The following is a 24,213-nucleotide window of genomic DNA, read 5'->3' as shown; positions in this document are numbered from 1 at the left end:
CCTCCAAGACCGTGACCGCCCCGAGGACCGCACCGTGCCCCACTCCGCGCCGCCCGATGAGCAAGCGATGGCCCAGGCCCTCGACTGGCTGATCCTCGAGGACGACATGGACGCCGCTACCCGCGCGCGCTTCGAGGCCTGGCTCGGCGCCAGCGAAGGCAACGCGCAGGCCTACCAGCGCGTGCGCGAGGCCTGGCAATCGCCCCTGCTGCCGGTGGCGGCGGCGCGCCTGGAGCTGCAGCGGACGCAGTCCAGTGTCCTGCCCCTGCAGCGTCGACGGCGCCTCTGGAAACCTCTCGCCACCGCCGCCGCGCTGGTGCTGGCGGTTGGTGTCGTGGTGCAGGGCGACCTGCTGACGCGCCTGCGCGCAGACCATCTGACCGCCGTGGGCGAACGCCAGAAAGTGCAGCTGGCCGACGGCTCCAACGTGCTGCTCAACACCGACACCGCCTTCTCCAGCCGGGTCGATGACCAGCAGCGCGTCGCCCATCTCTATCGCGGCGAGGCGTTCTTCGACGTCGCCCATGATCGCAGCCGCCCCTTCGAAGTCGAAGCCGGACCGGTGCAGGTCACGGTGCGCGGTACTGCGTTTGCCGTGCGCTACCTGGGCAACGAAGCGGAAGTCAGCGTGCAGCGCGGCGAAGTCGACCTGCGCACGCGCCTGGACGACGCCCGTGTCAGCCTCGGCGCCGGCGACAGCATCCGCGTCGGCCCGCAGGGTTTCGGCGAGCGCCAGCATGCGGCCGGCGCCGATTCCCAGCTGGCCTGGGTGAAGGGCCGCATGGTGTTCGAGAACTGCCCGCTCAGCCAGGTGCTGGCCGAGCTGCGCCGCTACTACCCCGGCTGGATCGTCAACACCAACGAGCGCCTGGACAACGTCAGCGTCACCGGCAACTGGCGCCTGGACGACCCGCTGGGCGTGGCCCGCTCGCTGGCGCAGATCACCTCCGCCGAGCTGCACGAATACCCGAAACTGCTGATTCTCAATTAATTCGAGAATATTTTTACGCGATCCGAAAGGCTCGTTCGTTTAGTCAGAAGCCAATGCAATAGATTCGCATTTACGAATGCGAACAAAGACTGACTAAGAGAGCCCTTCGATGACCATTGCTTCTTCGCGTGCCCCTCTGCGCCGGCTGTCCGCGCCGGCCAGCATCTCGCTGCTCGCCCTGTCCATCGGCCTCGCCAGCCTGCCGGCCACTTCCGCCGTCGCCGCCGAAGCCAGCCAGACCCAGGCCGGCTACAGCTTCGACATCGCCCGCCAGCCGCTGCCCCAGGCACTGAACCAGTTCAGCGCGGTTACCGGCTGGCAGGTAGGCGTGGCGGCCGATCTGGCCAATGGCGTGGAGTCTCCGGGCGTCAGCGGCCGCCTGCCGGCAGAGCGCGCGCTGAAGACCCTGCTCGGCGGCACCGGCCTCACCGTGCGCCAGCTCGGCCCGCGCAACGTGGTACTGGAGCGCAACCTCTCCTCCGTCGCCGAGATGCAACCGCTCACCGTCACCGCCACCCGCCAGGCGCAGAGCGTCACCTCGGTACCGAGCACGGTGAACGTGGTCGGCCGCGAAGAGCTGGACCGCAAGAACGTCAACACCATCAAGGAACTGGTGCGCGACATGCCCGGCGTATCGGTCGGTGGCACCGGCAACCGTGCCGGCATCACCGGCTATAACATCCGCGGCATCGACGGCGACCGCGTGCTGACGCAGATCGACGGCGTGGAGATTCCCAGCAGCTTCTTCAACGGCCCCTATGCGCAGACCGAGCGCAATTACGTCGACCCGGAAATCGTCAAGCGCGTCGAAATCCTCCGTGGCCCGGCCTCGGCCCTGTACGGCAGCAACGCCATCGGCGGCGCGGTGAGCTACTTCACCCTCGATCCGGACGACATCATCAAGGACGGCCAGGACGTCGGCGCGCGCCTGAAGACCGGTTACAGCTCCGCCGACGACAGCTGGCTGACCTCCGCCACCGTCGCCGGCCGCCTCGACACCTTCGACGGCCTGCTGCACCTGAGCCAGCGCAACGGCCACGAGACCGAGTCTTACGGCAGCACCGGCGGCACCGGTCTGTCGCGCACCGAGGCCAACCCGGAAGACGTGCGCACCACCAACGTGCTGGCCAAACTGGGCTGGAACTACGCCGAAGGCAGCCGCTTCGGCCTGGTCTACGAGAAGTACAAGGACGACGTCGACACCAACCAGAAGAGTGCCTACGGCGGCCCGTACTTCAACGGCGCGCCGACCATCCCCGAGAGCATGCTGCCCGGCGGCATGTACCAGTGGCGCACCGGCAACGACACCATCACCCGCGAGCGCTACGGCCTGGAACACCAGATGCTGCTGGACAGCGCGGTGGCCGATCACCTGAAGTGGACCTTCAACTACCAGATCGCCAAGACCGACCAGAGCACCGACGAGTTCTACTACCCCATCACCCGCCAGGTGCTGCGGACCCGCGAGACCCAGTACAAGGAACGCCAGTGGGTGCTCGACCTGCAGATGGACAAGGCTTTCGCCCTGGGTGACACCGACCACCTGCTGACCTACGGCACCACCCTGAAACGCCAGAAGGTCACCGGCTACCGCGAAGGCGACGCCACCTGCCTGGCCGTCAGCCGCACCTGCCCGACCATCGGCGGCCCGAGCACCGTGGCCAGTGATCGCCTCGCCCGCAGCAGCGACTTTCCCGATCCGACCATCGACACCTACGCCCTCTTCGCCCAGGACGAGATCCGCTGGAACGACTGGACCTTCCTGCCCGGCCTGCGCTACGACCACACCCGCCTGAAGCCCCACGTCACCGACGAGTTCCTGCGCACGGTCGACCAGAGCGGCGACGGCGAAGTCAGCAGCGACAGCAAGACCTGGCACCAGATGTCGCCCAAGCTCGGCGTGACCTATTCGTTCAACGACAACTACCTGTGGTACGGCCAGTACGCCCAGGGTTTCCGCACCCCGACCGCCAAGGCGCTGTACGGCCGCTTCGACAACCCCACCAGCGGCTACCGCGTGGAGCCCAACCCGGACCTGGACCCGGAGCGCAGCCAGAGCTACGAGACCGGCCTGCGCGGCAACTTCGAGGAAGGCTCGTTCGACGTGGCGGCCTTCTACAACAAGTACCGCGACTTCATCAACGAAGACGCCATCACCCCCGGCTACGACGAGCCGACCTTCACCAGCAACAACATCAAGCACGCCATCATCAAGGGCGTGGAAGTGAAGGGCCGCCTGGAACTGGGCGCCTTCGGTGCACCACAGGGTCTCTACACCAAGGGCTCGGTGGCCTACGCCTACGGTCGCAACAAGGACACCGGCGAGCCGATCAACAGCGTCAACCCGCTCACCGGCGTGTTCGGCCTGGGCTACGACGAGCAGGCCGGCCGATACGGCGCGCTGCTCGACTGGACCCTGGTCAAGCGCAAGAACCGCGTGGACGACAGCCAGTTCAACGCCCCGGACGGCACCAGCAGCCAGTTCAAGACCCCGGGCTTCGGCATCCTCGACCTGACCGGCTACTACAAGCTGACCGACGACCTGACCCTCAACGCCGGCCTCTACAACCTCACCGACAAGAAGTACTGGCTGTGGGATGACGTGCGCGGCTACGACGGCGTCGGCGAAGCGGCGGTGCTGGCCCCGGCCAACCTCGACCGCCTGACCCAGCCGGGCCGCAACTTTGCGGTCAACCTGGTGTGGGATATCTGACGGGCAAGCGCCCTGCCTAACCGTAGGGCGCATAACCTGGAACAGGTTATCCGCCGCCCAGCGTGGCGGATAACGCCGACGCGTTATCCGCCCTACAGCTTCGGCCTGGCACGGGGCTCCCGATGAATCCCGTGCCCGCTTTGTTCGCGAGCTAGCTCGCTCCTACGAAAAGCATCACCCCCTGTAGGAGCGAGGGGGACGCCATCGTCATTGCTCGCGAACCCGCCCCACGCCGGCGACACCCACGTAATACCCGACAATCTTTACGCTTTCCCCAAGCTGATTCGTCTCGTCTGTAAAGCCCTGTAATTTCAAGGAATTGGACATGACCACCCTGGAACTCCCCGCCCTGCGCTCGCAGCGCCTGAATGCGCTGACCCACGCCCCGCACGAACGCCTCGACCACGCCGTGAAGGCCCGCGAACCCTTCTCCAGCCGCGAGCGCTTCGCCCGTTTCGTGGTCGCCCAGTACCTGTTCCAGTCCGAGCTGCAGGCGCTGTACCAGGACGCCGAACTGGCGAAGATCTTCCCCGATCTGCCGCAGCGCTGCCGTGCCGAACAGGCCCGCCTGGACCTGGCCGATCTGGACACCGAAGTGCCCGCTGCGGTCGCCGGCGCCGTCGAGAATCCGAGCCTGGCCCACGCCCTGGGTTGGCTGTTCGTCTCCGAAGGCTCCAAGCTCGGCGCCGCCTTCCTGATCAAGCGCGTCGCCGCGCTGGGCCTGGACGAGAATACTGGCGCCCGCCACCTGGGCGAGCCCGAAGGCGGCCGCGCCGAAGGCTGGAAGCGCTTCACCCGCACCCTCGATGCCCTGGAGCTGAGCGAAGCCGAAGAACGCGAAGCCGAAGCCGGCGCCATCGCCGCCTTCGAGCGCTTCGCCCAGTTGCTGCAACACAGCTATGACAGCGCTCCTGCCGCCGCCTGAGGCCGCTCCGCGCGCGCCCGTCGAAGCGGCACGCGCCCAGCCTTTCGGCCCGGCTCGCTCGCGCCTGGCGCGCCTCGCCTTCGCCCTGCTGGCCTACACCAGCCTGGGCGTTGGCATGGTCGGACTGGTGGTGCCGGGCTTGCCGACCACCGAGTTCGTCCTGCTCGCCGCCTGGGCCGCGTCGAAGAGTTCGCCACGCCTGTCCGCCTGGCTGGAGAACCACCGGCTGTTCGGCCCGATCCTGCACAACTGGCGCAACGGCCGCGCCGTCGCCCGCCGCGCCAAGATCAGCGCCAGCCTGGCGATGCTCGCGGCGCTGGCGATCATGCTGATCACCCTGCCCCACGGCCTCTGGCTGTACGCGGTGATCCTCGGCATGGCGGTTGGCAATCTGTGGATCTGGTCGCGCCCGGATACGCCCAGGCCGTAGTCAGCGCGCGGGTCCGGACTTATGCTGGAGGTCCGATTCCACACCTCTGCCACGAGCCATGAACCAGCCCACCAGCAAAGTCGACGCCGTCCTCGCCGAAGCCCAGCGCCGCCGCGAAACCAGCTACCGCGAAAAAGCCCTGAAGATGTACCCCTGGATCTGCGGCCGCTGCGCCCGTGAGTTCAGCGGAGTGCGCCTGCGCGAACTGACCGTGCACCACCGCGACCACAACCACGACAACAACCCCGAAGACGGCTCCAACTGGGAGCTGCTCTGCCTGTTCTGCCACGACAACGAACACCAGCGGCAGGTCGATCTGCACTACCAGAACAGCAACGATGCGGGCGCGAAAGGGCCGAAGGTCACCCACAAGGGCCTGGCCGGATTGGCCGATCTGCTGAAGAAGAAGGAAGACGACGGGCAGGCCTGAGGCCCCCGCAATATGCGTAGGAGCGGACTCCGTCCGCGATGACTTCCCCCTGTTCCCTGGTCGAGCCGAGTGAAGAGGATTCGATCGCGGACGGAGTCCGCTCCTACGGCAACTCATCGGCACACCCTGTAGGAGCGAGCTTGCTCGCGAACCAATCCCACGCGGTATTCCCCTGTAGGAGCGGATTCATCCGCGATGTGGCCGGCAGGCCGGACAAGTCATCGTGGACCAAACTCGCTCCTGCGCACGCAGGCATCCATAGCGTTTGCAGGGCCCTCAGCGAAGCCCCGCGACGATCTCCAGCGAACGCAAGCGCAGCTCGTGGTCATAGATGTCACTGGTGAAGATGATCTCGTCCACGCCGGTCTGCTCCAGCAGGATTTCCAGGCGGCCGCGCACCTTTTCCGGGCCGCCGATCACCGCCAGGCCGAAGAAATTGCCTACCGCATCCTGCTCATGGGGCAGCCACAGGCCGGCCATGCTCTTCACCGGTGGCTTCTGCTTCAGGCTGTCGCCACGGATCAACGCCAGCACACGCTGGAACGCGGTGGTCGCCAGGTACTCGGCTTCCTCGTCGCTCGGCGCCGCCACCAGCGGCACACCGATCATCGCGTAGGGTTTGTCGAGCACCGCAGAGGGCTGGAAGTTCTCGCGGTAGATGCGCAGCGCGTCGTGCAGGTAGCGCGGCGCAAAGTGCGAGGCAAAGGCATAGGGCAGGCCCTTCTGCGCGGCCAGATGGGCGCTGAACAGGCTGGAGCCCAGCAGCCAGATCGGCACGTTGGTGCCCTCCCCCGGAATCGCCAGCAGCGATTGCTGGGAGCGACGCGGGCCGAGGAGCATTTCCAGCTCGGCGACCTGCTCGGGGAAGTCCGCGCCATCGCCCAGGCGATCGCGGCGCAGCGCACGCATGGTCGCCTGGTCGGCGCCGGGCGCACGGCCCAGGCCGAGATCGATGCGACCCGGATAAAGGGTTTCCAGGGTGCCGAAGTTCTCCGCCACCACCAGTGGCGGATGGTTGGGCAGCATCACCCCGCCAGAGCCGACGCGGATACGCTCGGTCTTGCCGGCGATATGGCCGATCAGCACGGCGGTGGCCGAGCTGGCGATGCCGTCCATGTTGTGGTGCTCCGCCAGCCAGTAACGGCTGAAGCCCAGGCGCTCGACGTGCCGGGCGACCGCGACGGCGTTGTTCAACGCCTCGGCGGCGGTGCCCTGGTCGCGCACAGGGACCAGGTCGAGCATGGAGAAGGCAATATCTGACAGGGACTTCATAGGCACTCCGATTCGGGTCGCGCCGACGCCAGGATGCAGCGCCGCGGACATGACTTTGACCGTGACTCTATCGGCGTGCTCGGCGCCTGACCACTCGTCGGAGTCGATAGTACTCATGTCCCCCAGTGATACACCGATCAAGGCGTAGTGCCATCACTTGTTCACGGGACAGTCACCGGTCTGTCATCGGCCGCCAGCAGAATCGCCTTCGTGCTGAAGGACCAGCGCCCCATCTCTACGGGAATCCGCCGGCAATCCTCCCCAGGTAACGGCGAATCCTGTGGCCTACGAAGCAAAAAGCCCGCATCCGTGCGGGCTTTTTGCTTTCTCATCGCCAGAAACTTCAGTCGCGGTTCTTCACCATTTCGAAGAGTTTCAGGCGATCGCTGATTTCCTGCAGGGTGTGGCGGAACGGGTCGTGCTGGTCGCTGTTGGCCGGGTCGACGAAGTTCCACACGATCACCTCACTGGAGCTGGGCAATTCGTCGCCCTCGTCGGTGGACTTGTCGCACAGGTCGATCAGGTAGTCGAAATGCTGGCCACGGAACTCGCCGATGGACTTGCTGCGCAGGCCCTCGGCACTGATCCCCGCATGCTCCAGCACATCGCGGGCGCGCGGATCGATGGCGGTCGGATGAATGCCTGCGCTGAAGGCTTCGAAGTGCTCGCCGTCGGTATGTCGCAACAATGCTTCGGCCATGGGCGAGCGGGCGTCGTTGGCAATGCAGACGAACAGCACTCGGCGTTTCTCGGTCATCTCTACCTCGGCGCGGGGTCGGCTTTGCGCCTCTTATACGTCAGGTTTTGTGACAGGGCCGTGTCAGCGCCATGAAGCCTCGCAGCACCATGAGGGTTCACAGCACGATGTAGTCGCTGCGCTGCACGATGCCCCGGCTCTCGCCCTCCACCAGGTGCACGTAGCGGCCGCCGACCTGATCGATGGCGATGCAGTCGTCGACGTCGATCACCGCATCGGTATGCGCCTTGTCCCAGCTGCGCGGCATGCGGCGCTTGGCGCGGACCTTGGCCTCGGCCGCATCGCGCGCGGCCACCAGCACATACTGGTGCGCCTCGCCGAAGCTGCCCAGCTCGTAGCCGCCGAGGTTGACGAAGAACAGCCGCAGATCGCCCGCTGCGGGCATCGCGTGGCTGAACTCGACGCGGTAGGCCTCCACCCCGTCGACCTCCAGCCAGGAGTCGATGTGCAGCCCGTCCGGGCTGCCGAACCAGGCCTCACGCAATTGCGGGTAGGTGGATTTCAGGTTGTCGCCGATAACGAAGGCCACGTCATGGACCTCGATCCGGGCACGCGGATGGCGTCCGCCCAGCATGACTACGAACAGCATTTCAGCCCCTTCCCAGGTTTCTGATTGGCTCTGACAGAACCAGCACACGGCAGGTTCAATCCAATGGCAGATAAATGGCCATCGGCAAGCGGGCCGAACGGGTGGGCAATCGCTATATAGAAAAGTATATTCTGATACCCCGTATCCCTGCCCCGATGTTGCCCCATGCCCCAGACCGCGCCCGCCCCGAAGCGCCGCCGCCAGCGTCCCGCCCTCAGCATCCGTGACCGCAACCGCCAGCGCATCCTGCTGGCGGCCGGCGAGGAGTTCGCCGAGAAAGGCTTCACCGCCACCAAGACCCAGGACATCGCCAGCCGCGCCGAGCTGCCCAAGTCCAACGTCTATTACTACTTCCAGAGCAAGGAGAACCTCTACCTGCGCCTGCTGGAGAACGTGGTGGACGCGGTGCTGGAAGCCTCGGCCCTGCTACGCGAATGCGACGACCCGGCCTGGGCGCTGCCGGCCCATATCCGCGCGCGGCTGCACATCGCCCGCCAGTGGCCGCACGCCTACAAGGTCTTCGCCAGCGAGATGCTCCACGGCGCGCCGCACCTGCCGCCGGAGTGGCTGCAACGCCTGCACGCCGAATCGCGCCGCAGCCTAGACTGCATCGCGGCCTGGATCGACCGCGGCCTGCTCGCCCCGGTGGACCCGCAGCACCTGCTGCTGAGCATCTGGGCGGCGACCCGCACCTACGTGGATTTCGACTGGCAGATCGCGATGATCACCGGCAAGCCGCAACCCGATGGCAATGACTTCGAGGCCGCCGCCGCGACCATCACCCGCCTCGTCCTGCGCGGCACCGAGCCGGAGCCCGCCGCGCGCCTGCGACCCTTGCCGCTGTAGCACCCGGTGGCGTCTGCACTACGCTGAGAAGGTCCGCACGGTCACGCGCCGTGCTCGCATTCCCAGGGAGACGCCATGAAACCGCTACTGATCGCTGTATCGATGATCGTTGTGCAGCCCGCCTTTGCCGCCATCCCCATGCTCAACTACGACTGCCCTGACGACATCCAGGTTCACACCGACGAAGGTGGACCGGTGTACATCAACGGCAAGGAAGCCAAGGTCAAGCAGAAGAACGACAAGTACATCGAGGCCAGGGGCGACGGCGTGACCATCTCCATCAGCCTCAATGACGACGGCAGCGCCGCGGTGTCCTACACCGGCGCCAAGGGCGCCCACGGCGTCTGCCAACCGGCCGAGGGCGACTGACCCAGTTCCTCGTTCAGGATCGCGGCGCGCGCGCCAGGCAACGCTGGTAGCGCTCGTCCACGCGCTGGGCGAACCAGGCGGTGGTGAGCTGGCGGGTGATCTTCGGGCTGTGCAGGGTGATGCCCGGCAGCATCGCCCGCGGCAGTGACTTGCCGGCGGAGCGCTCGGCCAGCGCGAAGACCTTGGTGTAGAGCTCGGACTTCGTGAACTCCGGCTTGTCGCCCAGCTCCAGGTCGCGGCGGATTTCCCGCTCGCTCATGCCCAGTTTCGGCGCCAGGGTGCGCACCGCCTTCTCGGTGCTGCCGGCGTCGTAGCTGCCGTAGAGAATCAGGTCGCCGTCCAGCGCCAGGGTAATGCCGGTGACATCCGTCACTGCACGCTGGAACGCGGCGTTGCGGCTGGCGTACCAGCCGGCGTTGAAGTCGGCGAAACGGTACAGCTGGCGCGGGTAGTTCACCGGATAGCCGAGCAGGTGGTAGATACCGAAGTACATGCCGCCACGACGGCTGAATACCTCGCGGCGGATGCTGCCGTCCACCGGGTACGGATAGCCCTCGGCATGGGCCTGGGCGAACTCGATGCTGACCTGCATCGGCCCGCCGGTGTGCACCGGGTTGAAGCGGCCGAACAGCTGCTGACCGAGCGGCACGCCGCCGATGAAGTCATCGAAGATCGCGCTCAGCTCCCTTTCCGTCTTTGCACCGGCCAGGCGCTGGCTGTAGCTGCGCCCGGTCGGCGACTTCAGCGCCAGCGCGGTATCGATGAGGAAGCCTGGCACGTGCAGCTTGCCGGCACGACGGTCGATCTCGGCGCGGGCGATCTTGCCGAGCCCAGGCACCGGCGGATCGGCCTTGAAGTTGGACTCCTGCTCGGTGATTGCCACCACCGAGCAGAGGTTCTCGGTGCTCGCCGCAATACGCTGGGTGGTGAAGGCCACCTGGATGTCCTTCGCCCAGCCCTGGCGGTCGGAGGCGCCGGCGGGAATCAGTTGCGCCAGCTTGCCGCGCACCTCTTCCGGAGTCGGCTCCGGCACACTGGGCGCGCGCGTACCGCAGCCGGCCAGTGCCAGCAGCGCGGCCGCGCCCAGCAGGTGGAGGAGTCGTGGTGAAGGCCTTTTCAGGCTGAATGAATCTGCCGTCAGGGCAGCCGCAGTCATAGTCCGATCCTTGCTTGAAATCCGCGCCTACAGGACCTGCGCCGGGTGACACAGGTTCCCTGCGCATTCTCAGGCAAGCACGGATTTCAACGCCAGGCCAGGCGTCGCAGGTCGAGGCTCCAGCCGCGCTGCATGCCGGCAGCGGCCAGCAGGATGGCTGCAACGCCCAGCCACTGCAGCGGGGTCAGGCGGTGGCCGAAGGCGAACCAGTCGACGAAGATCGCGGCGATGGGATAGATGAAAGACAGCGCACCGGTCAGCGCCGTCGGCAGCTTCTGGATCGCACCGTAGAGCAGCACGTACATGATCCCCGTGTGCACGATGCCCAGGGTCGCCAGACTGGCCCAGGCCGTGGTGGCCTGCGGCAACGGCGACAGGTTGGCCCAGGGCGCCAGCAGCAGGACGCCGGTCACCGCCTGGATCAGCGCGATCAGGTGCGGCGGCACGCCGGACAGGCGCTTGATGATCAGCGCTGCCACCGCATACAGCGCCGCCGCGCCAAGGGCCAGGGCGATGCCGCTCAGATAACTGCTACCCACCTGCCCCGCGTCACCGTGCGCGCTGACGATGGCCAGCATGCCGACAAAGGAAACGCCGAGCCAGGCGAGTTTTTGCGCCGTCACCTTCTCACCGAGGAACAGCGCGCCCAGCAGCACCAGCAGGAACGGCTGGACGTTGTAGACCGCGGTGCCGATGGCAATCGATGCCCGCGAATAGGAACCGAACAGCAGCACCCAGTTGCCGACGATGGCCGCGCCGCTGAGCAGTGCCAGGCCGAAAGTGGCGCGGGTGAGAATGCCGGGGCGCAGGAAGCCCATGGCCGCGCAGATCACCAGCAGGGTCGCAGCGCCGAATGCGCAGCGCCAGAACACCACGTCCAGCACCGGCTGCCCGGAGACCACCACCAGCCAGCCGATGGTGCCGCAGATCAGCATGGCGCTGATCATTTCCAGGGTGCCGCGTCGAGTCTGTTCGTTCATGGTTCACCTCCAATCCGTGGTGATCAGTATGAACAGGCCATTCCGTACACTCCATCGCCTGACGCAGGCAAAAACTGCCAGTCACCTTTACTATCAAGGCGAATATTCGAAATTACCTTTCAAGGCAATCATGACTGACGAGATCGACCAATTGCTGATCGGCGCGCTAATGGAAGATTCGCGCCTGTCGCTCAAGGCCCTGGCCCAGGTCAGCGGCCTGAGCTCCCCCAGCGTCGCCGAGCGCCTGCGCAAACTGGAGGAACGCCAGGTGATCACCGGCTACACGGTGAACGTCGATCCGCGCGCCTTTGGCTACCAGTTGCAGGCCATCGTCCGGGTGCGCCCGCTGCCGGGGAAATTGCAGGAGGTGGAGCGGCAGATTCTGGCCATTCCCGAGTTCACCGAGTGCGACAAGGTCACCGGCGAGGATTGCTTCTACGCGCGGATGTGCGTGCGCTCCATGGAGCAGCTGGACGAAATCCTCGACCACCTCAACGGCTTTGCCGAGACCAACACCGCCATCGTCAAGAAGTCCCCGGTGAAGCGGCGGTTGCCGCCGATGGGGTGAGGCTCTGCGCTGTGTGGGGATGTGCCACGCACGTACCCCGCACAACGTCGAAGCCATCGCGGACGGAGTCCACTCCTACGCAGGAGGTGACGCCGCAGCCAACCTGTAGGAATGGGCTCTGCCCAGAATCCGCCGGGAGGACTGGCGAATACGGGGAAATGCAGAGCTGGGCGGGTTCGCGAGCAAGCTCGCTCCTACAGAATCGTGCATGCCTTCCAGCGAGGCGCAAAAAAACAAAGGCCCCTCGCGGGGCCTTTGTCGTTGGCGCGTTTAGCGCGATGCCTTGCGGCGCAGCGCCGAGGGGCTGAAGTTGGAGTCGTCGGGGGCCGGCTGGCTGAAGTCGGCGGTGCCGGGTTCCTCGTTGTCCAGCCACTGGATGCTGTAGCGGTGCGCCTGGAGGTCGTGGAAGGTGTCCAGGGCAGTCCACACCATCGGCTGCTCGTAGAAGCTCTTCAGGTAGGCCAGCGATACGCGCCACAGCTCGCCGCGGCCGTCGTACTGGTCCACCACGGCGGCGCCCCAGCTGTCCTCGTCCAGATACAGGGTGCGGCGCGAGTAGATGTGCCGCGCGCCGGGTTTCAGCTTACCGTCCACCACCCAGACGCGGTGCAGCTCGTAGCGGGTGTACTTGGGATTGACGTGGCCGGGGGTGAGCAGGTCCTTGTACTTAACCTCCGGGCTGGTGATCTGGTAGTTGTTGTAGGGGATGTAGATTTCCTTCTTGCCCACCAGGGTCCAGTCGTAGCGGTCCGGCGCGCCGTTGTACATGTCGGTGTCGTCGGCGGTGCGCAGGCCATCGGAGTCTTCGATCGGCGTGTCGTAGGCCAACGTCGGGGCACGCCGTACGCGGCGCTGGCCGGGGTTGTAGCCCCAGGCCTGGCGCGGTTCCTTGACCTGGTCGAGGGTCTCCTGCACCAGCGCGCCGTTACCGGCCAGACGGGCCGGAGCAGTGGTGAAGGTCATGTAGTAGAACATGGTGTTGCCGAGCTTCTCGAAGCTGCCTTTCGGGTCGTAGAAGCGGAACAGCGCCTCGTCCTGGGAGGTCACCAGTGCATAGGCGCCGTTGCGCTGCACGCCGGCCTGGGAGGAGCGCCGCACGATGTAGGTGCCGCGGTAACGGGCGATGTGGTTCCACACCGCTTCCACGCCACTTTTCGGGATCGGGAACGGCACGCCGCCGTAGGCATCGGAGAAGCCGTTGCCGCCTTCGACCAGCTTGGCGCTGGTGGCGTTCTTGAAGATGTTGTCGTAGATCCACTGCGGCGCGGAGCCGGTGCGGTGGGTCTCGTAGACCGGCATCTGGTAGGTGTCCGGGTAGGCGTTGAATAGCGCGATCTGCCCCGGCGTCAGGTTGCCCTTGTACTGCTCCAGGTTGGCCTTGGTGATGACGAACTTGGGCTTCTCGCCGGCGAACGGGTCGACATGGTGCGAACCCGGCCCCTTGTAGCCGGCCGGCGCCGAGGTGAGGCCACCGCTCCAGGCAGGGATGCTGCCGGCGGCGTTGCCGGCCTTCTCCGCGCCCATGGGCGTCAGGCTGCTTTTCAGCTGGGCGGCCTGGTCGGCGGATACCGCTGCACGCGCATCGGTGACCGCCAGGGCAGTCAGCGTGGCAAGGACGATCAGGGAACTCTTCTTGTACATGGTCCTCTCCGGATCAGAACGAGTATTTCGCGGTGATCGAGACGTTGTCGCGGTCACGCATGGAGTTGCTGGAGCCGGCGCCGTAGTAGTTGGTGTACTGGGTTCCGACCTCGAAGGTGTTCAGGTAGCTGGCGTCGATGCCGAGGGTGTAGGCCTTGCGGCCCTCGATGAAGTTGCCGGTGCGATCGGAGTTGCCGCTGAAATCGTCCTGGTAGACGACGTAGGGCGACAGCTTCACCCCAGCGTAGACGTCGTTCCAGCTGCCGGTGAGCAGCAGCGTGTAGCCGTAACTATCGCGGCTGATCTGCACGTCGTCGCCGTTGCCGCCGACGTAGGCCTTGTCCTGGGCACCGACGAACTTGCGCTTGCTGCCGTCCCAGGCGGTGTATTCCAGGCTGCTGCCGCGGATGTGCTCGGAGGCGATCTCGGCCACGCCGGTCATGGAGTCGAAGGTCAGGTGCGGGCCGAAGTTGTAGATGGTCGACAGCGAGATGTTGTAGGTCTCGGCACGCTCGTAGTTCTCGAACAGCTCGCCACGGCACAGCTGCTTGCCGGCCACCGGTGCGCAGGCCTGCCCGGCCGCGACGTTGCCGTCGTAGAGGTTGGTCTGGCCGAGCACGCCCTGGGTCAGCAGGTCGCCGAGCAGGTCGTCGGTGGCGGAGATGCTGATGGGCATGTTCGGCCGGTAGGCGATCTCGCCGGACACCGAGGCATCGCCCAGGGTGGTGTTGAAGCTGAAGCCGTACATGCGGATTTCTTCGACGTAGTCACGGCGCGCCTCGGCGTTGCTGGCCATGTCCAGCGTGGCCAGCCCCGGCACCGCCTCGCCCAGGCCCAGCGGGCCGAGCAGCGCATTGAGCTGGTCGACGTCGACGCCCTGGTAGCGGCGCAGGTCGACCGCGATCTGCGGTTCCTTGGCGTGGTAGTTGACGAAGTAGAAGCCGAACTCGGTCGAGTTCAACTCCTCGGCGATGTAGCGGAACGCCACGCCGAACTGACCGCTGTCGCTGGCTTCGATGTCCTTGCCGACGTTGGCCACCTTGAAGGTGCCGGTGTTGGGGTTGAGGTAGGCATTGGGGCCATGTGGCCCGTTGCCCAGCAGGCCGAGGGAAGCCACGGTCGGGTAGCCGGCCAGCAGCTCCTTGATCAGCGGGTTGTCCTCGGTGGTGTAGGCGGTGTTGCCGCCATCGCTGAACAGGTCGGTGTCGGAGAAGTAGGTGCCCACCGAATCGAGCCGGGTCTCCTTCCACTTCCACTGGTAGAAACCTTCCACGGAGAGGTCGTCGGTCAGGCCGAAGTTCAGGCTCAGGGCCTCGGTCGGCACCAGCACTTCCTTGAGCTCGGAACCCGGCAGGTGGAAGCGCGCAGCGTCCACCGGGTTGATGGTGTTGATGCCGCCCCGGTAGAACACGCCCTCGCCCCAGTTCAGTACCTGGCGGCCGACGCGGCCGGTCAGCGGGTGCTCGGCGACGTCCCAGCTGCCCGACAGGTAGGCGTCCAGCAGCTCGGCCTTGCGCCCGGCGATGTGGCGGGTGTCATCGGTGAAATGATCGTCCTGAGGGAACGACTGGCTGGGACGCTCCACGCCGTTGGTGGTGTCGTAGTAGTCGTTGCGCTTGTCCATGATCTGCGTGTCGTAGTACGCGGTGCCACGCATGAACAGGCCGTAGTTCTGGTACTTGGCGGAGAGGTCGGAGGTGAGCTTGAACACCTGGGAGACCAGGCCGGTATCGAAGTTGCGGTTGCCGTCGTCGGCGTTGATGTCGCTGATATTGCTCTTGTCGCGGCTCTGCACGCGCCACATGGCACCGTAGGACAGCGTGCTGTCCAGGGAGCCGGTGATCTCGTTGTCGGCCAGCTTGAATTCCAGGGCCTGGGCCGAGCCCGCCACCAGCAGCGGCAGAAGTCCCATCACCGCCCCCGCCCGCCGTGGCGCCCAGAAAATTGACGAGCGCACACCCATCTGACTGTTCATAGACAGCATTACCTCCTTGGCCAAGATTTATCGCCCCGGTCATTGCGGCCGGCGCTGTTCTTATTCGTTTCTCGGCTGCCGGTCGCCTCGTGAAAATCGGGCGGCCGTGCAGTAACACTCCTGCCAGAGCGCTTCGAAGCACTCCGCTACCCCCTCGCCGAGGATTCCCCCACTACGAGTTGGCACTATCGTGCAGGCAAAGTAACAAAAGGTTTCCCCCCTGCCAATCCACAGGATGCAATCCGTGAATATTCCTGCGCAAAGAAAAGCCCGGCACTGGGCCGGGCTCTGTCACACCGCGTGAATTATTCGACGGTGAAAGTCTTTTCCGCGAGCAGGCGGTCGCCCTGGAACACCATGAAGCGCCACTGACCCTGGACCACTTCGTGGTTCTCGGTGAACTGGTAGGCCATCACGTCGTTCGGCGCACCGACCACCAGCTTCTGCACCACCTCGAACTTGTCGTGGCGCTGGCCATCCGGAGTCACCACGCCGGGGGTGAAGTACAGCAGGGTCAGCGGAGTGTCGCCTTCCTGCTTGCCGCTGAGCTGGTAGCGCATGCCGAACTTGGTGCCCAGCTTGGCCGGCACGCGGGTGGTGGACTCGAGCTGCTCCTTGCTGCTGCTCAGCACGCGCTCGCCGGGCTGGTAATCCTTGTAGTTGCTGACGAAGACGCCGTACTCCACCGGGCCGTTGACGCGCACTTCGGCAAAGGCCGAGGCGGCAAAGACGGAGGCCAGGGAGAGAGCCAGGACGGCTGGCAGGCGGGAAATGGACATGTCGCGCTCCTTGTTGGGGTCCGCGCGAGGCTATGACATCGCCGTGACAGGCTGATGACAGCTTGACGCCGGCCGGGTCGCGGCGATGCCGAGCGTCTATCATGCGTGGATCAGCCCACTGGAAACCGTCATGAGCGAGACCCTGAGCATCCGTCCGCGCGCCGAGGACGTCGAAGGCGTGCCCATCCTGCGCCCCCTGCCCTCGGCCCAGCGCCGCAGCGTCGGCCCCTTCGTGTTCTTCGACCACATGCTCGAAACCCGCTTCGCGGCCGAGCACGGCATGGACATCCGCCAGCACCCGCACATCGGCCTGTCCACCCTCACCTACCTGTTCGAAGGCCAGGTGCAGCACAAGGACAGCCTGGGCTCGGACCAACTGGTGTTGCCCGGCGATGTCAGCTGGATGACCGCCGGACGCGGCGTCGCCCACGTCGAGCGCACGCCGGCCGAGCTGCTGCACAGCGGCTCGCGCCTGCACGGCCTGCAGGTCTGGCTGGCGCTGCCCAGGGATGAGGAAGGCCGCGAGCCCAGCTACAGCCACCACGCCAGTGCCAGCCTGCCGGAGAGTGACAGCCTGGGCGTGCGCATCCGCCTGATCGCCGGCTCTGGTTTCTGTCTGCAGTCGCCGGTGCCGGTGCTCTCCCCGACCCTGTATGCCGACCTGCAACTGGGTGCCGGCGCCACCCTGGCGATCCCGCCGGAGCACCCGGAGCGGGCCCTGTACCTGATCGCAGGCGAAGCGCTGCTCGACGACGACCCGCTGCCGCTGCACGAACTGGTGGTGCTGCCCGAAGGCGAGGCCTTCACCCTGTCCGCCTGCGGGGACTGCCACGCGGTGATGATCGGCGGCGCACCGCTGGACGGCCCGCGACGGATGAACTGGAACTTCGTCGCCAGCGACCCGGCCCTGATCGACAGCGCCCGCGCACGCTGGGCGGCGCGCGACTGGCCGACGGTACCGGGCGAGACGCAGCGGATCGAACTGCCACGCTGATGCCCGAGAAAGAGAAACCGATCGGAATTCACCCGATTCCCGCCGTATCGGGTGAATGGATGAGGAAGCGCAACGCCGGATCCAGCAGTATGCCGCCCCTCCCCAACCCCTTGCCCCGGCAAGGCCCAGCCCCTGGCCCAAGGAGTCCGTGATGGACCAGTCCACCACCCAGCGTCACACCAGCGCCCTGACCGTGCTGACCCTGCTGTTTTTCATGTGGGGGCTGATCACCTCGCTCAACGACATCCTCGTGCCGCACCTGAAGGCAGTCTTCACCCTGTCCTATGTGCAGGCATCGCTGGTGCAGTTCTGCTTCTTCGGCGCCTACTTCATCATGTCCTTCCCCTCCGGCCGGCTGGTGGAGTCGCTTGGCTACAAGCGCGGGATCATCCTCGGCCTGGCCACCGCCGGCATCGGCTGCCTGCTGTTCTACCCGGCGGCGAGCGCGCAGTCCTACCCGTTCTTCCTCGCCGCGCTGTTCATCCTCGCCTCGGGCATCACCCTGCTGCAGGTCGCCGCCAACCCCTACGTCAACGTGCTCGGCCCGGCATCCACCGCCGCCAGCCGGCTGAACCTGACCCAGGCGTTCAACGCCCTGGGCACCACCGTCGGCCCGCTGGTGGGTTCGGTGACCATCCTCGCCATCGGCGCCGGCGCCGCCACGCAGATCGGCAGCTCCGCCGCCAGCGAAGCCGACTCGGTGAAGACGCCCTACCTGGTGCTGGCCGGGCTGCTGTTCGCCATCGCCGTGCTGATCGCGCTGTTCCGCCTGCCGCAGATCCACCACGGCGCACCCACCGACGGCGCTGCCGGGCGCCAGTCGATCTTCGCCCACCGCCACCTGGTGTTCGGGGTGATCGCGATCTTCTGCTACGTCGGCGCCGAAGTGTCCATCGGCAGCTACCTGGTAAGCCTGATGGGCCAGCCCGACATCGCCGGGTTGCCCGCCGACCAGGCCGGCAAGTACCTGTCGTTCTACTGGGGCGGTGCCATGGTCGGGCGCTTCGTCGGCAGCGCGCTGATGCGCTCCATCGCGCCGAACCGCCTGCTGGCCTTCAACGCGGTGGTCATCGCCGTACTGATCGGCGTGGCGCTGAGCATCGGCGGGCACGTCGCCATGTGGGCGCTGATCCTGATCGGCCTGTTCAACTCGATCATGTTCCCGACCATCTTCTCCCTCGCCCTGGAAGGCCTGGGCAACCTCACCAGCAAGGGTTCCGGGCTGCTCTGCATGGCCATCGTCGGCGGCGCAGTGATGCCGCTGGTGCAGGCCTTCTTCGCCGACCACATCGGCCTGCTGCCCTCCTTCGCCGTGCCGCTGGTCTGCTACCTGTACATCATCTGGTTCGGCGTCCGCGGCTATCGCGCCGATGATGGCGTGACGCAACCCGCGCCACACTCCTCCTGATCCCGGCACCGCCCATGAAAAAGCCCGGCTTCAGCCGGGCTTTTTTCGTAGCGCAGCGATCAGCCGCCGAAGCGCTCGTCCAGCAGGTCGAACATCGCGGCGAAGGCGCGGCGCGCCACCTTGGCGTCGTACTGCATCTTGCCCGGCACCTGCGCATGCGGGTCAGTGAAGGAGTGGAAGGCGCCACCGTAGCTGGTCAGGGCCCAGTCGACCTTGGCCTCGGTCATCTCCCTGGCAAAGGCGCCCAGTTGCTCACGCGGGACCAGCGGATCGCTGGCGCCGTCGAGGACCAGCACCGCGCCCTGGATGTTCTGCGCATCCGCCGGGTTCGGCGTGTCGAGGGTGCCGTGGAAGGACACCGCAGCCGCCAGCGGAGCGCCAGCGCGGGCCAGCTCCAGGGAGCAGCAGCCGCCGAAGCAGAAGCCGAAGGTGGCCAGTTTCGCGCTGTCCAGCGGGGCCTTGCCGGCCTGCTCCTGCAGTACCTTGAGCGAAGCCTGCATGCGCTGGCGCAGCAGTGCGCGGTCGTTCTTCAGCGGCATCATGGCGGCGAGGGCCTGGTCCGGGCCGTTCGGGCGCACATCCTTGCCGTAGAGGTCGGCCACCAGCACCACGTAGCCGCGCTCGGCGACCTTGCGGGCGATGTCCAGGGCGCCCTGGCTGATGCCCATCCAGTTCGGCGCCATCAGCAGGCCGGGACGCGGCGTCGAGTTCGTTGCATCGAACAGCAGCTGGCCTTCGAAGGATTGGCCATCGACGGCGTAGGCGACGGCTTGCACGCTGATCTGACTCATTGGGTTGTCCTCTGGTAAATGCCGGGAAAGCATATCGGAGCGCGGCGGATCCTGTTCGACAATCTCGGTCTCGACAGGATATCCATGGATACGCAAGCGAGCGCAGACAGCGAGGATTGCCAGGTCGGTGCTACCTGCCGGCGTTGAATGGGGATGGCTGTTCCGGGTGAGCGATCGAGCATCACTGCTGTTCGAACTCCTCCAGCACATCGCGGGCATGCTCGCGGATGAAGGTCCAGGTCGAGGTCAGGCCCTGGCGGGCTGCCGCCACTTCGTCGGCCTTGAGCGTGCAGAAGCCACAGCCGGGCGCCAGGGCCTCGGCGACGGCGGGAGCCAGCTGCGGGTGCCGGGCCAACACATCTTCGAGCGGACGATAATCCAGCGTTCGGTGCCTGCCGCGATCACGGAAGGATCGGTAGGGAGCGCTGAGCCCACGCGCGGCCACTTCGACAGGTAACTCGCCAAGGTGCGCAGCAATCAGGTCCATGCGCCCGAGCCGTGCCAGGGCGGACGCGGCCCAGGCCCTCTCGCTTTCGCCGGCCGCGACATCGCCCATGGCGCTCTCCAGGGTGGCGATGACTTCATCCGTCGAGTGATTGATCTCGGCGAGCAGCATGCTGGCCTGCCACGCCTCGCCTGGGCTGCGCCCGGCGACGACGTCAAGCAGCGCCGGCACGGCGGCTTCGCCCAGGGCGCGGACGAGGGCGTCGTACTCGCCGAGCAGCGGACCAGCCGGTACGGCGCGCACGGCCTGCGGTACCAGTTCGGCGACCTGTTCCGCCAGCGGCAATGCGGCGAGGCGGGCACGCTCGCGTTCGGCTTCGTCGTACATCGGGAAGTGCCGTAGCAGCTGCGCCCGGGTCAGGCTGAGCGGGACCAGGTCACCGGCTTCGTCCGTGGCCACGGCGATGAAGTGCTTGTCGACCAGACCTTCCCTGAGCAACTGCGCACGGGCGCGCCTGGCGGCACGGGGGAAGCAGTGCAGGAAGCGTTCATAGACCGCTTCCCAGGCGCTGAAGCTGCCCTCGGCCGTAGCCTGGGCGAATTCGGCACACTGCGTCGCCCATTGATCCTGCTCGTCGCCCGGTTCAAAGCCATGGTCCTCGGCGCACTGGCTCAGGTCTGGGCCGGACCAGCGCAGGTTCTCGCCGTCATCGCCATAGTCAGCGGCCACCTGGGCCAGGACCTGCTCGGTTGCCACCGTCAGCATCGGCCAGTAGAGGACTGAGCCGTCGCCATAGAACTCATGGAGCATTGCGCCGTAGACGGTCTCCTCCGGATGGCTCTGGCGAATCCGTCGCACCGCGTTGACCACCTGCTCCACGGCAGCGTCTTCAAGAGCTTTCCAGTCGAACTTCTGCTTTGCGGGCATCCTTACTCTCCGCTATGGCCGGCCTGGCCTGACGGTTCGTCTATCGCCAGCAGCGTGCGAACCAATTGAGCCGCGTAGTCGGCCGTGAAGCGGTAGCCACCGTCGCCATGAACGATGCTGCCGGCGGCGAGCCGCGCCTCCCACCAGTCACTCAGGAAGCCGGGGGCATAGCCGCCGGTGCAGAAACCGTAGGGGTCGGCCACATAGCTGGTGGTCAGCATCAGCGTGTAGCAGGGGCGCTGGTAGTCGCTCTGCTCCCGGGAGCAGTCGTGGAAGTCTTCGTACGACTCGGCGAGCTTGAGCCGGGAGAACAGCCAGAACATGGCGTCGTACATCAGATGTGAATCCGCGTCGGCATGCAGGGCAAAGAAGCCCTTGGCACGCACGATGCGCTCGGCCAGGCGGCGGATGCGCAGCTCGCCATCGGGCAGCTCCGACGCTGCGGCTTCCAGCGCGCGGCGCAGGATGGGCGACAGCGTGCCGCGCTGCACCGTGGCGAGGTCGGCTTCGAGGGTTTCGGCGTCGTCGTTGAACTCGTCCTCGCTGACCAGCCCGCGGATGAAGGTGGCGAAATCCGGCGCCACTTCGGTAATCGCGTAGTCGGCCTCCTGGTCGACATGCACTACCCGCGGCTCGCCCTGCGGCCCGCACTGGCGGTAGTCGAGCATGATCATTTCGTGCCCGGCGCTGGGCGTATTGGCGATGGCGATGCCGATATCGGGATAGCCCCATTCGGCACGCATGAAGGCCGAACCGAGCTCACCGCCCAGCGAATAGATCGCGGTATTGCCGATGGCGTAGAGACCGCTAATCGCAATGTGATCCTCGGCCCAGCAGGTCGGTTCGCTCATCGGGTAGCAGCAGCGCTCGACCGCGCCGCCATTGCGCAGGCGCGCCAGTTCCACGTAGGCATCCGGCAGGCGATAGCCGCACTCGGCCTCGATCCGGGCAATCAGTTCGTCGCTGGGGGCCGGCTCGGTGTAGTGGCTGAGCGAGTAGTCTCCATCGTCCCAGAAGCCTTCAAACTCGAAGCCTTCGAAGGCCCCGGTGGTTCTCCCGACGGTTTGCGTCATTGCCTTTCTCCCTTGGCTGCGCAGTAGCTTGCATTCGCGCTGAATCCGCTTGCCGAGCAGTCGATCATCCTGGCACGGGGTCGTTCACATCCAGGCCCAATGAAAAACGCCACGATTCCAGCATGGAAATCGTGGCGTCTGTTCAAGCCTCTACAGGGCTCAGGCGGAAAGCTCCACCAGCAGCTTGTTCAGGCGGCGCACGTAGGCGGCCGGATCCTTCAGGCTGTCCCCGGCGGCCAGCGCGGCCTGGTCGAAGAGGATGTGGGTCAGCTCGCCGAAGCGGTCTTCGTCGGCTTCCGCGTCGAGCTTCTCGATCAGCGGGTGGGCCGGGTTGAACTCGAAGATCGGCTTGGCTTCCGGCACCTTCTGCCCGCTGGCCTCGAGGATCTGGCGCATCTGCAGGCCCAGGTCCTGTTCGCCGATGGCGAGGATCGCCGGCGAGTCGGTCAGGCGGTGGGACACGCGGACCTCGGCGACTTCATCGCCCAGCGCGGCCTTCAGGCGCTCGGCCAGGCCCTCCTTCGCCTTGGCGATCTCTTCCTGGGCCTTCTTGTCCTCGTCGGAGTCCAGGCTGCCCAGGTCCAGGTCGCCACGGGCGACGTCGACCAGCTGCTTGCCGTCGAACTCCGGCAGGTAGCTCATCAGCCACTCGTCGATGCGGTCGGTGAGCAGCAGCACTTCGATGCCTTTCTTGCGGAAGACTTCCAGGTGCGGGCTGTTCTTCACCTGGGCGAAGCTTTCGCCGGTGAGGTAGTAGATCTTGTCCTGGCCTTCCTTCAGGCGACCGATGTAGTCGGCCAGCGAAACGCTCTGCTCGCCGCTCTCGTCGCTGGTGGAGGAGAAGCGCAGCAGGCCGGCGATCTTGTCCTTGTTGGCGAAGTCCTCGGCCGGGCCTTCCTTCAGCACCTGGCCGAAGTTCTTCCAGAAGCCCTTGTAGGCCTCGGCGTCGTTGCTCGCCAGTTTCTCCAGCATGTCCAGGGAGCGCTTGGTCAGCGCGGACTTCATCGAATCGACGATGGGGCCGGACTGCAGGATTTCGCGGGAGACGTTCAGCGACAGGTCGTTGGAGTCCACCACGCCCTTGATGAAGCGCAGGTACAGCGGCAGGAACTGGTCGGCCTGGTCCATGATGAACACGCGCTGCACGTACAGCTTCAGGCCGCGCGGGGCCTCGCGGTGGTACAGGTCGAACGGCGCACGCGCCGGGACGTAGAGCAGCGAGGTGTATTCGAGCTTGCCCTCGACCTTGTTGTGGCTCCAGGTCAGCGGGTTCTCGAAGTCGTGGGCAATGTGCTTGTAGAACTCCTGGTATTCCTCGTCCTTCACCTCGGTGCGCGGACGGGTCCACAGGGCGCTGGCACGGTTGACCACTTCCCACTCGGTCTCGGCCGGGGCGTCTTCGCCCGCAGCCTCTTTCGGCAGTTCGATGGGCAGCGCGATGTGGTCGGAGTACTTCTTGACGATGTTGCGCAGGCGCCAGCCATCGGCGAACTCGTCCTCGCCGTCCTTCAGGTGCAGGACGATGCGGGTGCCGCGCTCGGCCTTGTCGATGCTTGCCACATCGAACTCGCCTTCGCCCTTGGACGACCAGTGCACGCCCTCGCTGGCCGGTGCGCCGGCACGACGGGTGAACACATCCACTTTATCGGCGACGATGAAGGCGCTGTAGAAGCCCACGCCGAACTGGCCGATCAGGTGGGAATCCTTCTTCTGGTCACCCGAGAGGTTCTTCAGGAAGTCGGCGGTGCCGGACTTGGCGATGGTGCCCAGGTGCGCGATGACTTCCTCGCGGCTCATGCCGATGCCGTTGTCTTCGAGGGTGACGGTTTTCGCGTCCCTGTCGAAGCTCACACGGATCTTCAGCTCGGCGCCGCCTTCGAGCAGCTCGGGCTTGGCCAGGGCCTCGAAACGCAGCTTGTCGGCGGCGTCGGAGGCGTTGGAAATCAGCTCGCGAAGGAAGATTTCCTTGTTCGAATACAGGGAATGAATCATCAGGTGAAGCAGCTGCTTCACTTCGGTCTGGAAGCCCAGTGTTTCTTTTTGAGTCTCCGCGCTCATTGTTTCTCGCTCCGAGGATGACAAATGCCGCGTCATGCGGCCGATGTCAGCGAGATGGGGGCTTCCCGAGCCAATTCAAGGGCTTGGATGAAATTT

The 24,213-nt window shown here is 65.9% G+C and carries 22 protein-coding genes; 10 read left to right on the top strand and 12 right to left on the bottom strand.

Features of this window, described 5'->3' with window-relative positions; genetic code table 11:
• The first annotated feature begins 67 nt into the window (after positions 1–67).
• The 5 genes from HNP46_RS09825 (at position 68) to HNP46_RS09805 (ending at position 5,489) form a co-directional block, all read left to right on the top strand.
• On the top strand, positions 68–991 hold the full coding sequence (locus HNP46_RS09825; protein WP_184588727.1) for a FecR family protein: 924 nt from the start codon (positions 68–70) through the stop codon (positions 989–991).
• Positions 992–1,100: 109 nt separating this feature from the next.
• Positions 1,101–3,704, top strand: coding sequence for a TonB-dependent receptor (locus HNP46_RS09820; RefSeq protein ID WP_184588262.1), 2,604 nt, complete (start codon positions 1,101–1,103; stop codon positions 3,702–3,704).
• Positions 3,705–4,029: 325 nt separating this feature from the next.
• Positions 4,030–4,629: a biliverdin-producing heme oxygenase gene (locus HNP46_RS09815; RefSeq protein ID WP_184588260.1), complete on the top strand. Its 600-nt coding sequence runs from the start codon at positions 4,030–4,032 to the stop codon at positions 4,627–4,629.
• Positions 4,604–5,059, top strand: a complete 456-nt coding sequence (locus HNP46_RS09810) for a YbaN family protein (RefSeq protein WP_260403124.1) — start codon at positions 4,604–4,606, stop codon at positions 5,057–5,059. Before HNP46_RS09815 ends, HNP46_RS09810 begins: the two co-directional genes overlap by 26 nt.
• Before the next feature lie 58 nt (positions 5,060–5,117).
• Complete coding sequence (locus HNP46_RS09805) at positions 5,118–5,489, top strand: YajD family HNH nuclease (protein WP_184588258.1); 372 nt, start codon at positions 5,118–5,120, stop codon at positions 5,487–5,489.
• A 276-nt stretch (positions 5,490–5,765) separates the two neighbouring features.
• Here the strand turns inward: HNP46_RS09805 and HNP46_RS09800 are convergent, their stop codons facing one another.
• From HNP46_RS09800 to HNP46_RS09790, 3 genes are all read right to left on the bottom strand, one after another.
• Positions 5,766–6,761, bottom strand: a complete 996-nt coding sequence (locus tag HNP46_RS09800) for an LLM class flavin-dependent oxidoreductase (RefSeq protein WP_184588256.1) — start codon at positions 6,759–6,761, stop codon at positions 5,766–5,768.
• Between the two features lie 343 nt (positions 6,762–7,104).
• Complete coding sequence (locus HNP46_RS09795) at positions 7,105–7,518, bottom strand: arsenate reductase ArsC (protein ID WP_184588254.1); 414 nt, start codon at positions 7,516–7,518, stop codon at positions 7,105–7,107.
• Between the two features lie 97 nt (positions 7,519–7,615).
• Positions 7,616–8,107 (bottom strand): DUF1543 domain-containing protein, encoded by a 492-nt coding sequence (locus HNP46_RS09790; RefSeq protein ID WP_184588252.1) that lies wholly within the window; start codon positions 8,105–8,107, stop codon positions 7,616–7,618.
• 165 nt (positions 8,108–8,272) lie between these two features.
• Here HNP46_RS09790 and HNP46_RS09785 point away from each other — a divergent pair, with 165 nt between their 5' ends.
• Together HNP46_RS09785 and HNP46_RS09780 are read left to right on the top strand one after the other, a co-directional pair.
• Complete coding sequence (locus tag HNP46_RS09785; protein ID WP_184588250.1) at positions 8,273–8,953, top strand: TetR/AcrR family transcriptional regulator; 681 nt, start codon at positions 8,273–8,275, stop codon at positions 8,951–8,953.
• 75 nt (positions 8,954–9,028) lie between these two features.
• The gene (locus HNP46_RS09780) at positions 9,029–9,322 is read left to right on the top strand and encodes a hypothetical protein (protein WP_184588248.1); all 294 of its coding nucleotides are present in this window, start codon (positions 9,029–9,031) and stop codon (positions 9,320–9,322) included.
• Positions 9,323–9,335: 13 nt separating this feature from the next.
• Here the strand turns inward: HNP46_RS09780 and HNP46_RS09775 are convergent, their stop codons facing one another.
• Both HNP46_RS09775 and HNP46_RS09770 read right to left on the bottom strand, forming a co-directional pair.
• Positions 9,336–10,409, bottom strand: a complete 1,074-nt coding sequence (locus tag HNP46_RS09775) for a DUF1615 domain-containing protein (protein ID WP_184588725.1) — start codon at positions 10,407–10,409, stop codon at positions 9,336–9,338.
• A 155-nt stretch (positions 10,410–10,564) separates the two neighbouring features.
• Positions 10,565–11,458, bottom strand: a complete 894-nt coding sequence (locus HNP46_RS09770) for a DMT family transporter (protein ID WP_184588246.1) — start codon at positions 11,456–11,458, stop codon at positions 10,565–10,567.
• 130 nt (positions 11,459–11,588) lie between these two features.
• Here HNP46_RS09770 and HNP46_RS09765 point away from each other — a divergent pair, with 130 nt between their 5' ends.
• Complete coding sequence (locus HNP46_RS09765; protein ID WP_184588245.1) at positions 11,589–12,026, top strand: Lrp/AsnC family transcriptional regulator; 438 nt, start codon at positions 11,589–11,591, stop codon at positions 12,024–12,026.
• 270 nt (positions 12,027–12,296) lie between these two features.
• Here the strand turns inward: HNP46_RS09765 and HNP46_RS09760 are convergent, their stop codons facing one another.
• The 3 genes from HNP46_RS09760 to HNP46_RS09750 all read right to left on the bottom strand — a co-directional run bounded on the left by HNP46_RS09760 (position 12,297) and on the right by HNP46_RS09750 (position 16,421).
• Positions 12,297–13,667 carry a DUF1329 domain-containing protein gene (locus HNP46_RS09760; RefSeq protein ID WP_184588243.1) on the bottom strand — a complete coding sequence of 457 codons (1,371 nt, stop codon included), beginning with the start codon at positions 13,665–13,667 and terminating at the stop codon, positions 12,297–12,299.
• Positions 13,668–13,680: 13 nt separating this feature from the next.
• Positions 13,681–15,630: a DUF1302 domain-containing protein gene (locus tag HNP46_RS09755; protein WP_184588723.1), complete on the bottom strand. Its 1,950-nt coding sequence runs from the start codon at positions 15,628–15,630 to the stop codon at positions 13,681–13,683.
• A 317-nt stretch (positions 15,631–15,947) separates the two neighbouring features.
• Positions 15,948–16,421, bottom strand: coding sequence for a DUF3859 domain-containing protein (locus HNP46_RS09750; protein WP_184588241.1), 474 nt, complete (start codon positions 16,419–16,421; stop codon positions 15,948–15,950).
• Between the two features lie 130 nt (positions 16,422–16,551).
• Here HNP46_RS09750 and HNP46_RS09745 point away from each other — a divergent pair, with 130 nt between their 5' ends.
• Positions 16,552–17,415, top strand: coding sequence for a pirin family protein (locus HNP46_RS09745; protein ID WP_184588239.1), 864 nt, complete (start codon positions 16,552–16,554; stop codon positions 17,413–17,415).
• Positions 17,416–17,566: 151 nt separating this feature from the next.
• Positions 17,567–18,823 carry a sugar MFS transporter gene (locus HNP46_RS09740; RefSeq protein ID WP_184588237.1) on the top strand — a complete coding sequence of 419 codons (1,257 nt, stop codon included), beginning with the start codon at positions 17,567–17,569 and terminating at the stop codon, positions 18,821–18,823.
• 59 nt (positions 18,824–18,882) lie between these two features.
• Here the strand turns inward: HNP46_RS09740 and HNP46_RS09735 are convergent, their stop codons facing one another.
• The 4 genes from HNP46_RS09735 to htpG all read right to left on the bottom strand — a co-directional run bounded on the left by HNP46_RS09735 (position 18,883) and on the right by htpG (position 24,117).
• On the bottom strand, positions 18,883–19,614 hold the full coding sequence (locus tag HNP46_RS09735; protein ID WP_184588235.1) for a dienelactone hydrolase family protein: 732 nt from the start codon (positions 19,612–19,614) through the stop codon (positions 18,883–18,885).
• 181 nt (positions 19,615–19,795) lie between these two features.
• The gene (locus tag HNP46_RS09730; RefSeq protein ID WP_184588233.1) at positions 19,796–20,986 is read right to left on the bottom strand and encodes a DUF4303 domain-containing protein; all 1,191 of its coding nucleotides are present in this window, start codon (positions 20,984–20,986) and stop codon (positions 19,796–19,798) included.
• A gap of 2 nt (positions 20,987–20,988) precedes the next feature.
• Positions 20,989–22,059 carry an SMI1/KNR4 family protein gene (locus HNP46_RS09725; RefSeq protein WP_184588230.1) on the bottom strand — a complete coding sequence of 357 codons (1,071 nt, stop codon included), beginning with the start codon at positions 22,057–22,059 and terminating at the stop codon, positions 20,989–20,991.
• 159 nt (positions 22,060–22,218) lie between these two features.
• The gene (gene htpG, locus HNP46_RS09720) at positions 22,219–24,117 is read right to left on the bottom strand and encodes a molecular chaperone HtpG (protein ID WP_184588228.1); all 1,899 of its coding nucleotides are present in this window, start codon (positions 24,115–24,117) and stop codon (positions 22,219–22,221) included.
• Between the last annotated feature and the right edge of the window lie 96 nt (positions 24,118–24,213).

Origin of the sequence: Pseudomonas nitroreducens (genome assembly GCF_014204515.1) — a bacterium.
In the GTDB taxonomy this organism is placed as follows: Bacteria; Pseudomonadota; Gammaproteobacteria; order Pseudomonadales; family Pseudomonadaceae; genus Pseudomonas; species Pseudomonas nitritireducens_A.
This window is presented reverse-complemented; position numbering and strand designations above follow the sequence as displayed.